This window comes from Fructilactobacillus sp. YLN 2412 (genome assembly GCF_059488745.1).
Genome location: NZ_CM183165.1, coordinates 1073878 through 1088411, shown reverse-complemented (window position 1 = coordinate 1088411; position 14534 = coordinate 1073878). Strand labels below are relative to the sequence as shown.

The window sequence follows — 14534 nt, the reverse complement described above, 5'->3', positions numbered from 1 at the left end:
GTTAAATCAAAGTTGAACAGAGAAGATATTATCTAGTTTTGAGAGAACGAAGTTCGCTCAGGCTTATGGAAGCATAAGTAAAGTGTGGTGGCGATAGCCTGAAGGATACACCTGTTCCCATGCCGAACACAGAAGTTAAGCTTCAGCACGCCAAAAGTAGTTGGGGGATCGCCCCCTGCGAGGATAGGACATTGCCACGCGATTATTCCGACATAGCTCAGTTGGTAGAGCACCTGACTGTTAATCAGGTTGTCGACGGTTCGAGCCCGCCTGTCGGAGTTATATAGTAAAAATGCTAACTAATTGTTGGCATTTTTGTTACATAATAATATTATGCCGACTTAGCTCAGCTGGTAGAGCATCGGCATCGTAAACCGAAGGTCACAGGTTCGACTCCTGCAGTCGGCATTATTATATTTTTTATTTTTGTCTATTTTTCCTTAAATTATTGATTTTTCAATATTTTTGAAAATCAATAGGAAATTAGACAGAATAAAAGAGAAATAAATGTGTATATCATGTGCACACTTTAAGACGCTAATTAATTTTAGCGTCTTTTTTGTATTAATTGATAATTTATTGATGATTAAACAAGATAAATCAAAAAATAGTTATTCATGTAATAAAATGTTACATCAGTCGTTGACGATTATTAAAAATACTTTTATTATTACAGTCATTGAGGAGCTGTTAATATGAGTGAAAAAGAATTAAGAAGATCGTTAGCAGTTTTACCCATGGGACCTGTAATGAAATTAACATCGTTAACTGCTCGACAAATTAGATATTATGATGATCACGGTTTAGTAAATTCTAAACGAACTGATAGTAATCGTAGATTGTACTCGTTAAATGATATTGATCGTATTTTAGAAGTCAAAGACTATCTTAATGAAGGGATGAATATTGAACAAGTAAAACGAGTTTACGAAAAACAACAGCATCGATTAGAAAAGAAACAAAATCTATATAAAAAGACTGTTAGTGATGAACGGGTTCGTGAGTATTTGCGTGATGATATTCTGAAGGCTGGAGGCTTATATCCTGGTGATGATCCTCAATTCAAACAAGGACATTTATAAAAGGAGAACGTTATGAACAAAGCAAAACAATATACACCTGATGATATTCGAGAAATGGTAAGCAAAGAGGACGTTCGTTTTCTTCGCTTAATGTTTACAGATTTACTTGGCACAGTAAAAAATGTGGAAGTTCCAATTAGTCAGTTAGATCAATTATTAGCAGGAAAATTAATGTTTGATGGTTCATCAATTGATGGCTTTGTACGTATCGAAGAAAGTGACATGTACTTAAAGCCTGACTTATCAACTTGGATGGTTTTTCCATGGGGTGATGAGCATGGTAAAGTAGCTCGTTTGACTTGTAGTGTATATACAGCCGCTGGAGAAAAGTTTGCTGGAGATTCACGTAACAATTTAATCCGAGTATTAAAAGAAATGAAAGATCTTGGTTTTAGTGATTTTAATATTGGACCAGAACCTGAATTTTTTCTTTTTGAATTAGATGAAAATGGCAACCCTACTAAAAAATTAAACGATAAAGGAAGTTATTTTGACTTAGCTCCAATGGATTTGGCAGCTAATGTTCGTCGTGATATGGTACTTGAGCTTGAAAAAATGGGCTTTAATGTTGAAGCATCACATCATGAGGTTGCGCCTGGTCAACATGAAATTGATTTTGAATATGACAACGCTGTCGTAGCAGCTGATCACATTCAAACATTTAAGATGGTAGTTAAAACAGTTGCTAGAAGGTATGGATTATATGCTACTTTCATGCCTAAACCTTTAAATGGGGTAAATGGTTCAGGAATGCACATGAACATGTCGCTTTTTGATAAAGATGGCAACAATGCTTTTTATGATAAAAATGGGGAAGGAGAACTTTCTCAGACTGCTTACTATTTCCTTGGTGGAATTTTAAAACATGCTCAAGCATTAACTGCTATTTGTAATCCAACGGTTAACTCATACAAGCGATTAGTTCCTGGCTTTGAAGCACCAGTTTATATTGCTTGGTCTGGTGCTAATCGTTCTCCGATGGTTCGTGTACCAATTGCACGTGGTAAAGGTACACGTTTAGAGTTACGTAGTGTTGATCCTTCAGCTAATCCCTATTTAGCTATTGCTGCAATTTTGGAAGCAGGTTTAGATGGAATCAGAAATAAAATTGAACCAGATGAACCCATTGATCGTAACATTTATCGAATGGATGGTAAGGAACTAAAATTAGATCACATTAAAAAATTACCAGCAACCCTTCATAATGCATTGCTTGATTTACAAAAAGATTCTGTGATGGAAGATGCGCTTGGTTCACATATTTATCAAAACTTTCTTGATGCTAAAAATATGGAATGGACTGCCTATAGCCAAAATGTATCTCAATGGGAACGTAATCGATATTTAGATATGCTTTAAAAATGATTGTATTAAGAAAATATTAAGAGTATAATTTCTTTTTAATTCGAAAAAAGAAAGAGGTTTATATTTTGGAAAAGAAAAAAAGTATGGATAATGCCTTTTTTGGACAACCAAAAGGGTTAGAATTCTTGGCTGGTACGGAATTTTGGGAAAGATTTAGTTACTATGGTATGCGTGCAATTCTGCTTTATTACATGGTTGCTACAGCAGCTAAGGGCGGATTAGGTCTTTCACAAACAACCGGTTTGTCAGTTATGGCTATCTATGGATCATTAGTATACCTTGCTTCTGTCACTGGAGGATTTATTAGTGATCGAATTTTGGGGAGTCGTCGAACTGTATTTTTTGGTGGAATTTTGATTATGTTTGGACATATTGCATTGTCAATTCCGATTGGTCTCTGGGGACTGTTTGGCTCCATTGCTTTGATTACTACTGGTACAGGCCTGTTAAAACCTAATATTTCTGACATGGTGGGTAAGTTATATTCATCAGAAGATCAAAGACGTGAAAGTGCGTTTACAATCTTTACATTTGCAATTAATTTAGGTGCTTTCATTGCTCCGTTAATTTGTGGTTGGACAGCTACTAAATTTGATTATCATGTTGGTTTCTCATTAGCAGCCTTTGGAATGTTCATTGGTTTATTATTTTATTACTTTGGTGGTAATAAAACTTTAGGCAAAGATGGATTAGCTCCAACAGATCCAATTGAAGCTAATGAAGTTAAGAAAATTACTTTTAATGTTATAGTTGGAATTATTGTGTTTGCAGTGATTATAGCTGGAATGTATTTTACAAAAAATTTAAACCTTGATAATTTTGTTAGTTTATTAAGTTTGATTGCTGTTATTACTCCAATTGTTTATTTCTTTATTATTATTCGAAGTAAAAAAATTACTAAAATTGAGCGTTCACGAGTACTAGCATATATCCCATTATTTATTGGGGCGTTAGTATTTTGGGCAATTGAAGAGTCAGGATCTAGTATTTTGGCTAGTTTTGCTTTAACGCAAACTAACAATAATTTAGGATGGTTACATATTGATCCTAGTTGGTATCAATCATTAAATCCATTGTTCATCATGCTTTATACGCCATTATTCGTATTGTTATGGACGAAGTTAGGTAAAAAACAACCGTCTACACCAAAGAAATTTGCTTATGGATTATTTTTTGCTGGTCTTTCATTTCTATTGATGGTGATTCCTTTATCGATGTTTGGAGTCGGAACTAAGATTAGTCCTTTATGGTTAGTTGGAAGTTGGGCAATTATTGAAATTGGGGAAATGTTGATTTCTCCAATTGGATTATCAGTTACTACTAAGTTAGCTCCCAAAGCATTTGGTGCCCAAATGGTAAGTATGTGGTTTTTAGCTGATGCTGCTGGACAAGCTGTTAACTCACAGATTGCTCGTTTTTATACACCTGGAACTGAAACAGCTTACTTTGGTATTATTGGTTTAGTTGCTATTGTAGCAAGTATTATTTTACTTTTCTTTGTAAAACCTGTTGTTAAATTAATGGATGGTGTTAAATAAAAAAAATCCCAAAATTTTTTGGGATTTTTTTTATTTTATGCTTGACGCAGAACCGGATTTCCTTTAATATAATATATGTTGATTAAGTGATTTAATCTTTTTGGAGGGGTAGCGAAGTCTGGCTAAACGCGGCGGACTGTAAATCCGCTCCTTCGGGTTCGGTGGTTCGAATCCACTCCCCTCCATTTTATTTTTGGGCTATAGCCAAGTGGTAAGGCACCAGGTTTTGATCCTGGTATGCGCTGGTTCGATCCCAGCTAGCCCAATATTATGAGTCGTCTGACTGAAGTCAGGCGACTTTTTTATTATCAGGAGGAACATATGACTATACCAGTTTATATTAAAATTCATAATAATATGAAACAAAAGATTGAAAACGAGGAATGGTTAGTTGGAACTAAAATTCCTTCTGAAAGGAAATTAGCTGAACATTATGATGTGAGTCGAATGACCTTACGCCAAGCAGTTCAAGCATTAATTGATGAAGGACTTTTACGAAGAGAAATTGGTGCTGGAACATTTGTTACAAGTAAAAAGGTACAAGAACATATGTCGGGAGTTTCTAGTTTTACAGATACTATGATTTCTCAAGGAAAAATCCCAACTAGTAAAACTTTATCGTATAAAATTATTGAACCAACATTTAAAGAAGCAGAAGTGTTGGAATTAGCACCTAATGAACGGGTATTACGAATGGAGCGGTTACGTTATGGCAATCAAATTCCAATTTGTTTGGAAACGACCACGGTTAATGCTAATTTGGTAAAAGGAATGAGTCAAAAAGACGTTACCACTTCTCTTTATCGTTCTTTAGAACAACAAATGGGATTAATTCCAGTAGGAGCTAAACAATATATTTCTGCAATTTTAGCTTCTGATCCAACTGCGGCGCTACTTAAAGTTAAAACCGGTGATCCTATTTTAAAATTAAAACAAATTTCTTATTTTAAAAATCAGAAACCTTTTGAATTTGTGGAAACTCAATATGTAGCAGAAAGATTTGAATTTTATTTAAACCAATAAAAATATTTTTAGTTAGTTGATGGTTGTATTTTTATATTTAGATTTAATAATGGTAAAATGAGACTACTTAAAGTGTTTACTTCATTATGGAGGAATAAAATGTCTACAATTGATGCTACTGATAATTTAACCATGCATACAGATGATTATGAAATTAATATGATGGCAACTTATTTTGAAAAAAACATGGAAAATCGTCATGTTGTTTTTGAAGTTTATTTTCGTGATATGCCATTTGGAAACGGTTATGCTGTTTTTGCTGGTTTAGAACATGTAGTTGATTATATTAATAATATTAAATTTACTGATAGTGATATCGATTATTTACGCAATCACGGTGATTACTCAGAAAAGTTTCTAGAATACTTACGTAACTTTAAATTCAAAGGGACCATTCGATCTGCCCAAGAAGGGGATTTAGTCTTTAATAAAGAACCTATTATGCAAGTGGAGGGAACAATTGCAGAATGCCAATTAGTTGAGACTGCAATTTTAAACATCGTTAATTATCAAACTTTGATTGCTACTAAAGCCGCCCGAATTAGAAGTGTCGCTGGCACAGATCCATTAATGGAATTTGGAAGTCGTCGTGCTCAAGAAGTTTCTGCAGCACTTTGGGGAACTCGTGCTTGTTATATTGGCGGATTTGATATTACTTCAAATGTTTTAGCCGGAAAAGAATTTAACATCCCTATTTCCGGGACTCACGCACATTCTTTAGTAGAATCATTTGGAAATGATTATGATGCTTTTAAAGCATATGCAGAAACTCATCGAAATTGTGTATTTTTGGTAGATACTTTTGATACATTGAAGAGTGGTGTGCCCAATGCTATCAAAGTTGCCAAAGAAATGGGTAATAAGATTAATTTTAACGGAGTTCGGATTGATTCGGGCGATATGGCCTACATTTCTAAACGAGTTCGTGAAATGCTTGATAAAGCTGGATTCCCAAATGCAAAAATTTACGCATCTAATGATCTAGATGAGTACACAATCAGTAGCTTGAAAATGCAACATGCCAAAATTGATGTTTGGGGAGTTGGTACTAAAGTAATAACTGCCTTCGATCAGCCAGCGCTAGGGGCAGTCTACAAGTTAGTATCAGTAGAAGATAAAAATGGGAAAATGGTTGATACGATTAAACTTTCCAATAATGCTGAAAAGGTTTCAACTCCTGGTAAGAAACAAGTTTGGCGAATTACTGAAAAAAAAGATGGTAAATCTGAGGGAGATTACGTTGCTCTAGCTGATGAGGATCCTCGTAAAGAAGCTTCTTTATATATGTTCCATCCACAGTACACATATATCAATAAAACAATTCATGATTTTAACGCTGAGCCATTGTTAAAAGATATTTATCGTGATGGAAAATTAGTTTATGAGATGCCTAGTCTTGATAAAATAAAAAAACATGCTGACAAGGTTCGTGAGATGTTATGGCCAGAATATAAACGGATGTTAAATCCAGAAGCTTATCCAGTTGATTTGTCACAGGAAGCTTGGGATAACAAGATGAAATTGATAAAAGAAATTAGAAACGGTTCAGAAAAAAGATTACAGTAGGTGAAAATTGTGGATACCAAACAAAAACAAATTCAACGTGAAATAATTTCAACTTTAAAAGTAAAGCCACAAATTGATCCACATATAGAAATTCGTAACAGTATTAATTTTATTAAGGATTACGTTAAAAAAAATCCTTTCATTAAATCAGTTGTATTGGGAATTTCGGGTGGACAAGATTCAACATTGACTGGTAAATTGGGTGAAATGGCAATGACCGAATTGCGTGAAGAAACGGGAAATGATGAGTATCAGTTTATTGCAATTCGACTGCCATACGGTGAACAAGCTGATGAATCAGATGCCATGGAAGCAATCAAATTTATTGATGCTGATCATGTAGAACGGGTTAACATTAAAACCGCAACTGATAGTATGGTAACTGCAGTTGAATCTAATGGTGATGTGATTTCTGATTTTAACAAGGGAAATATTAAAGCACGGGAACGAATGATTGCTCAATTTACGATTGCTGGTTCTCATCATGGAATTGTACTCGGAACTGATCATGCTGCCGAAGCAGTAACTGGTTTTTATACTAAATTTGGCGATGGAGCTGCTGATCTTACGCCAATTTGGCGTCTTGATAAGCGGCAAGGGAAAGCATTATTAGAAGCTTTAAATGCTCCTAAAAATCTTTATGAAAAAATCCCAACGGCTGATTTAGAAGATAATCGTCCGGCATTGCCGGATGAAGCTGCTTTGGGAGTTAGTTACCATGATATTGATGATTTTTTGGAAGGAAAAGATATTAGTTCTAAAGCTGCTAGTGTCATTGAAAACTGGTATCAAAAAACAGCACATAAACGACATTTACCTATTACAATTTATGACACATTTTGGAAATAAGCTTTGAATTAAACTTCGTTATTGATAACGAAGTTTTTGTATTTTATGGAGGAATTTTTATGGACCAAACAATTATTAATCAACTTAGTCAGCAATTAAAAGGAATTGATCAAAAACAGATTAAAACTACATTATCTATGTTGGAAGATGGCAACACTGTACCATTTATTGCCCGTTATCGAAAAGAACGAACTGGAAACCTTGATGAGGTACAAATTCGAGACATTGAAGATAACTATCATCGATTGGAAAAACTTGCTAAACGTAAGATCGAGATTCTGAAGCAAATTGATGAACAAGGAAAGCTAACTGGAAAACTGCAAAATGATATTAATACAGCTGCTGATTTGCAAACAATTGAGGATCTTTATTTGCCGTATAAACAAAAACGTAAAACAAAAGCAATGGTTGCAGCTGAAAAAGGGTTAACGCCTCTCGCAGATCAAATTATGCAATTTTCTAATCAAGAACCTGAAACATTAGCTGCTTCGTATGTTAATCCAGAAGTAGATTTACCTAATATTTCGGATGTATTAGCAGGAGTGACTGATATTATTAGTCAAAAAGTGGGTGATAATGCTAGTTTCCGTGAATGGATTAGAAATTACACCGAAAATAATGGGGAGTTACAAACAAAAGTTAAAACTGATGGTAGAGATTTGGATGAAAATGGTATTTATGAAAATTATTATGATTTTTCTGAACCAGTTAAAGATGTTCCCTCCTACCGAGTATTGGCAATTAATCGTGGAAATAAAAACAAAATTTTACAAGTTAAGATTGATGTGAATGAAACGGTAATTCTTAGTCATTTAAATTTTCATGTGATTGGAAAACATCGAGAAGCAACTGTAGATTTCATTAAAAATGCGATTAAAGACGGTTATCGGCATTTTATCAGACCGGCGATTGCCCGTGAGATAGAGAATAAATTAACTGAAACGGCCGAAAATCATGCTATTGAAGTCTTTGGGAAAAATTTATATCATTTGCTAATGCAGACACCAATGAAAGGAAAAGTCGTGCTCGGATTTGATCCAGCTTATCGAACGGGATGTAAGTTAGCGATAATTAATGAAAATGGTAAATTTCTGGATAAACAAATTATTTTTGCGACTAAACCAGCTAGTGAAGCTCAAATTTCTCAAGCAAGAACAGAATTTATTACTTTAATAAAAAAATATCATGTGGGAATGATTGCGATAGGAAATGGGACTGCTTCACGTGAATCTGAACAATTTGTAGCCGATGCCATTAAAGATATTGATTTTCCAGTTCACTATGTGATTGTGAATGAATCTGGAGCTTCGGTTTATTCTGCCAGTAAAAATGCTAGAAATGAATTTCCTAAATTACATGTTGAAGAACGTTCTGCCATTAGTATTGGGCGTCGTTTGCAAGATCCGCTTGCTGAACTAATTAAAATTGATCCAAAAGCAGTTGGGGTAGGGCAATATCAGCATGATGTATCAGAGAAAAATTTGGATACTCAGCTTAGTCGCGTAGTTGAAACTGCAGTTAACCAAGTTGGAGTGAATCTAAATACTGCTAGTCCAGAATTATTGGAACATATTTCTGGACTTTCAAAGGCAATTTCAAATAATATTGTCAATTATCGAGAGGAAAATGGCAGTTTTTCTAATCGTAGTCAGTTAAAAAAAGTTAAAAGACTTGGTCCCAAAGCTTTTGAACAATCTGTTGGATTTTTACGTATTATAGGTGGTAGTAATCCTTTAGATAATACTGATATCCATCCCGAAAGTTATACTATTGCAACCCAAATATTAAAATATTTAGAAATTAATTTAGAAGATCTTGGTAGCTTGGAAGCAACTTCAAAATTACAAAAAATTGATGCTAAAACCATTGCTAATGAATTACAAATTGATGAAATACAGGCAGCCGATTTATTAGCAGGTTTAAAAAACCCGGGACGTGATTTGCGAGATAAAATGACAGCACCATTATTAAAATCAGATGTAATGACAATTGATGATTTAGCTCCAGGATTAAAATTACAAGGAACGGTTAGAAACGTGATTGATTTTGGTGCTTTTGTAGATATTGGAGTTAAGCAAGATGGGTTAGTGCATATTTCTAAAATGAGTGATAAGTTTGTCAATGATCCATCTAAATTAGTTTCCGTAGGTGACATCGTTGATGTATGGGTGTTAGCAGTAGATAAAGATCGGAATCGGATTCAATTGTCTATGATTGAACCTGATTAGGAGAAATTATGAATGATCAAGAATTACAAGCTGTAGTTGAAAAGCTATCGTTGAAATATTTTAAAAAAGAATTTCAACATCGTGCCTACTTTAATAGTCGACTTAAAACAACAGGAGGGAGATATCACTTAAAGAGTCATAATATTGATATTAATCCTAAAATGGCTAGTGATCAAAATGTGTTAATTGGTATTATTAAGCATGAATTGGTTCATTATCATTTACATTTAGCAGGACATTCAGGGAAGCATAATACACGTGAATTTAAGCATTTATTGCAACAAGTTGGGGGTAGTCGTTATGCACCCAGATTAGGACATTCTTTTAAATATTTATATAAATGTGTTCATTGTGGGCAAAGATACTATCGAAAGCGCAAAATAAATCTGCAAAAATATGTTTGTAGCAAGTGTAGAGGAAAGCTAAATTTAATTCAGACTCAGTAATTCTAAAATGGTCTTGTGTTTCTGCCAAATTCTTGATACAATTATAATTGTTGATTTGCGGCCATGGCGGAATTGGCAGACGCGCAAGATTAAGGATCTTGTCGGGAATTTTCCCGGTGGAAGTTCGAATCTTCTTGGCCGCATCCTAAACCAGCTCTTAAAATAAGAGCTGGTTTTTTTGTGTTTTTAAATAATTTGTTACATAAAAAAAGAACCCCAAAGTGGAGTTCTTTAATTGTTATTTAACTAATTCATTATTTTTTGTAGTTGAATTTCCATTTTTAAAGAGACTATCTTCGGAATTTGCTTCTTTATTAGAGTTAATTTTTCTTTGCTTAGAAGTTAATTGACTTACTGCCGGCAAGCCTAATGACTCCCGAATATGGTTAGAAACAGTCAATAATTGCTTATTAGGTGCGACTTGATAGCTAACCCCATCAACATCAGCATTATCTTCTTGTAAAGCACTCTCGTTAATATTTTGAGTAGCACCACGATATTGAATAGCAGCGGTCATCATGTCATCAAAAGTTAAGTTAGTTTTCAAGTTACCCTGTAACGATTTTAAAATTTCACTATAGCGAGAAGCAGATGAAATTTTCATTCCTTTTTGAAGAACTTGTTCTAAGATTTGTCGTTGTCTAATTTGACGTCCATAATCACCTAATGGATCTTCATGACGCATTCGTGTATATTGAAGAGCAGTTTCTCCATTCATATGCACAGTTTTACCTTTTTTAACACTAATTCCTTCGTATTTAAATGTTAGGTTAGGAGTGATATCAACTCCTCCAACTGCGTTTACCATTTGTTTAATGCCTTTCATATTAACCACTGCATAAAAATCAACTGGGACATTAAATAACTTAGAAACAACGTCAGTCGCAGAATTAGGACCACCAATTGTGTAGGCAGCATTAATCTTTTCATAGGGTTGCGAATCACCAGGAACGACGACTTTAGTATCTCGGGGAATACTTGTAAAATAAGTTGTTTTCTTTTTGGGGTTAACAGTTGCAATAATCATCGAATCAGTTCGCCCTTTATCATGACGACCTAATTCTCCTGTGTCAGTTCCCATTAGTAGGATTGAAAAGGGTTTACGTTTTTTTAAAATGTTAGATACATTTCGAGAATTTTTTCCAGCCATGTATGTATCCTCAAAAGTTGAAGCTGCCTTGTGATATTGTACATAACCAAAAATTAGCAAAATAATGGATAATACTAATAATATGACCATTACTGACCATGCAACCGGATGCCATTCTTCTTCGACGGTAGAAGTTTTAACTTCACTTTTTGGTGGAGTATTAGGCTTAGGAGTGGTTTTATCAATAAAATGATTTTTTCCAGAACGACGATGTTTTCTTGATTGTTGATTATTAGAGTTATTTTTATTATCTGACATATGTCAACCTCAATCCTTAATAAACTAAGTTACATTATAACCCATTAATAATTGACTGTATGGACATTTAAATAACTTTATAATATTTTAATAAAGTTATTTAAAAGATGATGATTAATTAATGTATTCATAGCATATGCTACAATGTTCTGTGAGATTGATATTAAGAAACGAATGAGGGAATTACGATGAGTAAACTAGTACTGATGCGCCATGGAGAAAGCACGGCTAATTATGATCACACCTTTACCGGGTGGAGTGATGTTTCTTTAACTGCTAAGGGAAAGGCTGATGCTCATGAAGCTGGTCGTAAATTAAACAATACGGGAATCCAATTTTCTGATGCCCATACATCATATTTAAAACGGGCAATTGTTTCTGAAAATATTGTATTAGATGAAATTAATCAATTATGGATTCCTCAACATAAGACTTGGAGATTGAATGAACGTCATTATGGAGCCTTACGGGGTAAAAATAAAGAACAAGTTAAACAAGAAGTTGGCGAGCAGCAGTTTATGCGCTGGCGTCGTAGTTTTGCAGCGGTTCCTCCACGTTTACAAGAAGTTGATTCCAAACGACGCTATCAAACTGCTGGGATTCAAGAACCTCCAGCAGAGAGTTTGAAAATGGCCTATCAGCGATTAATTCCTTATTGGCAAGATGAAATTGCACCTAAATTAATTGATGGAAAGAATCAACTAGTAGTTGCTCATGGAAGTTCTTTGCGAGCAATGATTAAATATATTGAGGATATTACTGATACTGGGATTGACGGAGTAGAAGTTCATAATGCTACTCCAATTATCTATACGTTTAATCAGGAATTACAGGTTGTTAATAAAGAGTTAGTTAAATAAAAGAACTGTCCTCAATTATGAGAACAGTTCTTTTATATTAAGCTAAAGTACCCATTGGATCCCAAGGAGCTAAGACTTTTGGATCTTGTTGTTGCTCTTCTTTTTCTTTTTCACTCAGGAACTTTTTGTTGATGACAACTTGATAAACGAATTCATTGAACCAGTCATCACTCATCACAAAGTAGCCTTTAGTTCCGACTTTATCGCCCCAACTATTTTCTACTTTCCATTTAGTTGGTTTACCATTCACAATGTCGACTCCTGTAATTACCATGGCATGATCCATGACGCTTTCGCCGTAGTCAAGACGTTGGGCTTTGGTTAATGACATATCAGTGTGCATTAATGCATCAACGTGGTAAAGCTTGGTATCCATAATTCCCTGTTTTCGGTCGGTATCTTTAACGACATCGCTACCAAACCAAACTGTTTCTCCAGCTTCAAGCTGCTTGATGGTTAATTTTTTTAATTCTTCAATTGGAAGGTTAAAATGCTTAATTGGACGTCCGCCAACGACATTTCCTAACATTTCAACTGTATAAGTTTTGTTATAAGGTTTGTCGGCAGTAGGAGAATTAATAAGTGAAACGTAGTCTTCTAAATCAAGATTAATGTATTTTTGAAAGAATGCTTTTGGCGTGATATTTTCATCGATATGATATTCTTTTTTCTGATCTCGATATTCGAAGTTGAATTTTTCAACTGGTTTACCCAATGAATAAACCAACATTCGATAAATTTCATTTATCATGTCATCGCGTTTAGCATTAATTATTTCTGCTTTTTGTCCATCATTAATCATCTTACGAAGAATAACGGCATCATGACGTAACTGAGTATTGAGGGTTGCATTGAGTTCACTAGAATTTTCACTATTGGCTGTTTCAGGCATAGCAGACTTAGGAACAATGCCATATTTTTCAATTAATGCACATAACATATCCCATTGGCCACCATCTTGCTGAGGAGTAGCCATTAAAAAACTAACTTTTCGTGAGTCAAGGGGTTGATCAGCCGTATTGATGACGTTGTTTAAAAAGTAGTTTGATTTTTCGAATTTATCCCAAAAGAAAATGTAAGCTTGAGAAAGCTCGAAATCTTTTGGAACATTAAAATCATTTTCAACTTTAGTTCTCATAGTGTTGAGTGCTGCAAACAACCAGCAACGTCCGCTCCGTTTTTGGTCAGAAACATGTTGATCAGAAACGTCAATGGAAAAAACTGGATCCATTTTGGCATTAGCTTCGAAATCAGCAGCAGTTTTCAAAATACCATTATGAGTTACGGCCCGACGTACAACGTTCGAATCGTCATAATCATTTAAATTATTGGCATAACGTTCAATATTTTTTGGTTCAATTGGTTGATCCATTTTTAAAATCTCCTTAGTATAATTTATTCAACTATTTATTTAGCGAGCCTCAATGATTTGGGGACCATCAGGATGTTGCACAATGATGGTGTTTACAATATCTAAAAAGAGACCATGTTCCACAATTCCAACCATAGTATCAAGTTGTTCAGCAAGTTTAGTAGGATTGTTAATATGAGGCAAGTATAAATCAATAATATAGTTATTAGAATCAGTTCGAACAAACTCACCATTATCTTTGTAACGCAATCGTGGATTTAATCCCATTTTTTTTAATTTTTTTTCTAGTTGTTTACTTCCATAGGGGATTACTTCCAATGGAACAGGATAATTAAGTGTGGGTACCATTTTGGTCTCATCCACAATCCACATATTTTTAGTAGAGTTAGTAGCTACGATTTTTTCCATTAAGTGGGAAGCACCACCGCCTTTAATACCTTGGTAGTTAGCATCAATTTGATCAGCCCCATCAATTGTTAAATCAATGTGATCTACTTCATCAATATCTTTGATTGGAATGCCAAGCTTTTCAGCATGCTTTTTTGTAAAATTAGAAGTTGGTACTCCGGTAATGGTTAAGCCAGCTTTAACACGTTTCCCCAATTCTTCAACTAAGTACCACATTGTTGAACCGCTTCCAATTCCAATTACCATTCCGTCATGAATATAGTTGACGGCTTCACGGCCTACTTGGGCCTTTTGCTGTTTAACAATTTCACTATCCATTGATTGTCCCCTTAATCGCTCATTTTTTTAAGTTATACTTAATTTTCCGTGGTTTTTTTAGTTTTGTCAAG

At 34.5% G+C, this 14534-nt stretch carries 12 protein-coding genes, 5 tRNA genes and 1 rRNA gene; 15 read left to right on the top strand and 3 right to left on the bottom strand.

All coding sequences use genetic code 11. From position 1 onward, the window contains the following. The first annotated feature begins 83 nt into the window (after positions 1 to 83). The 14 genes from rrf (at position 84) to AC0GLR_RS05475 (ending at position 10240) form a co-directional block, all read left to right on the top strand. Positions 84 to 200 (top strand): 5S ribosomal RNA (gene rrf, locus AC0GLR_RS05540). Positions 201 to 206: 6 nt separating this feature from the next. Further along, positions 207 to 279, top strand: a tRNA-Asn gene (locus AC0GLR_RS05535). A 56-nt stretch (positions 280 to 335) separates the two neighbouring features. Then, positions 336 to 408, top strand: a tRNA-Thr gene (locus AC0GLR_RS05530). Positions 409 to 695: 287 nt separating this feature from the next. Next, the gene (locus AC0GLR_RS05525) at positions 696 to 1082 is read left to right on the top strand and encodes a MerR family transcriptional regulator (RefSeq protein ID WP_495604470.1); all 387 of its coding nucleotides are present in this window, start codon (positions 696 to 698) and stop codon (positions 1080 to 1082) included. 12 nt (positions 1083 to 1094) lie between these two features. Beyond that, positions 1095 to 2441 (top strand): type I glutamate--ammonia ligase, encoded by a 1347-nt coding sequence (gene glnA / locus AC0GLR_RS05520; protein WP_495604469.1) that lies wholly within the window; start codon positions 1095 to 1097, stop codon positions 2439 to 2441. 89 nt (positions 2442 to 2530) lie between these two features. Then, on the top strand, positions 2531 to 3985 hold the full coding sequence (locus tag AC0GLR_RS05515) for a peptide MFS transporter (RefSeq protein WP_495605423.1): 1455 nt from the start codon (positions 2531 to 2533) through the stop codon (positions 3983 to 3985). A gap of 102 nt (positions 3986 to 4087) precedes the next feature. After that, positions 4088 to 4170, top strand: a tRNA-Tyr gene (locus AC0GLR_RS05510). Between the two features lie 9 nt (positions 4171 to 4179). Further along, a tRNA-Gln gene (locus AC0GLR_RS05505) sits at positions 4180 to 4251 on the top strand. A gap of 55 nt (positions 4252 to 4306) precedes the next feature. Further along, positions 4307 to 5008 (top strand): GntR family transcriptional regulator, encoded by a 702-nt coding sequence (locus tag AC0GLR_RS05500; protein ID WP_495604468.1) that lies wholly within the window; start codon positions 4307 to 4309, stop codon positions 5006 to 5008. Between the two features lie 108 nt (positions 5009 to 5116). Beyond that, positions 5117 to 6574, top strand: a complete 1458-nt coding sequence (locus tag AC0GLR_RS05495; protein ID WP_495605422.1) for a nicotinate phosphoribosyltransferase — start codon at positions 5117 to 5119, stop codon at positions 6572 to 6574. A 9-nt stretch (positions 6575 to 6583) separates the two neighbouring features. Further along, positions 6584 to 7423 carry an NAD(+) synthase gene (gene nadE, locus AC0GLR_RS05490; protein WP_495604467.1) on the top strand — a complete coding sequence of 280 codons (840 nt, stop codon included), beginning with the start codon at positions 6584 to 6586 and terminating at the stop codon, positions 7421 to 7423. Between the two features lie 59 nt (positions 7424 to 7482). Further along, complete coding sequence (locus AC0GLR_RS05485; protein WP_495604466.1) at positions 7483 to 9651, top strand: Tex family protein; 2169 nt, start codon at positions 7483 to 7485, stop codon at positions 9649 to 9651. A gap of 8 nt (positions 9652 to 9659) precedes the next feature. Continuing rightward, complete coding sequence (locus tag AC0GLR_RS05480; RefSeq protein ID WP_495604465.1) at positions 9660 to 10097, top strand: SprT family protein; 438 nt, start codon at positions 9660 to 9662, stop codon at positions 10095 to 10097. A gap of 57 nt (positions 10098 to 10154) precedes the next feature. Then, positions 10155 to 10240 (top strand) — tRNA-Leu (locus tag AC0GLR_RS05475). 95 nt (positions 10241 to 10335) lie between these two features. On the opposite strand, the gene AC0GLR_RS05470 is transcribed toward AC0GLR_RS05475, so the two are convergent. Further along, positions 10336 to 11505, bottom strand: coding sequence for an LCP family glycopolymer transferase (locus AC0GLR_RS05470; RefSeq protein WP_495604464.1), 1170 nt, complete (start codon positions 11503 to 11505; stop codon positions 10336 to 10338). A gap of 188 nt (positions 11506 to 11693) precedes the next feature. Between AC0GLR_RS05470 and AC0GLR_RS05465 the strand changes: the two genes are divergently transcribed. Then, entirely contained in the window at positions 11694 to 12365 is a 672-nt protein-coding gene (locus AC0GLR_RS05465; RefSeq protein ID WP_495604463.1) for a 2,3-bisphosphoglycerate-dependent phosphoglycerate mutase, read from the top strand. A gap of 37 nt (positions 12366 to 12402) precedes the next feature. Here AC0GLR_RS05465 and AC0GLR_RS05460 read toward each other — a convergent pair whose 3' ends face one another. Together AC0GLR_RS05460 and rpiA are read right to left on the bottom strand one after the other, a co-directional pair. After that, entirely contained in the window at positions 12403 to 13737 is a 1335-nt protein-coding gene (locus AC0GLR_RS05460) for a C1 family peptidase (RefSeq protein WP_495604462.1), read from the bottom strand. 39 nt (positions 13738 to 13776) lie between these two features. Continuing rightward, the gene (gene rpiA, locus AC0GLR_RS05455) at positions 13777 to 14463 is read right to left on the bottom strand and encodes a ribose-5-phosphate isomerase RpiA (protein ID WP_495604461.1); all 687 of its coding nucleotides are present in this window, start codon (positions 14461 to 14463) and stop codon (positions 13777 to 13779) included. Between the last annotated feature and the right edge of the window lie 71 nt (positions 14464 to 14534).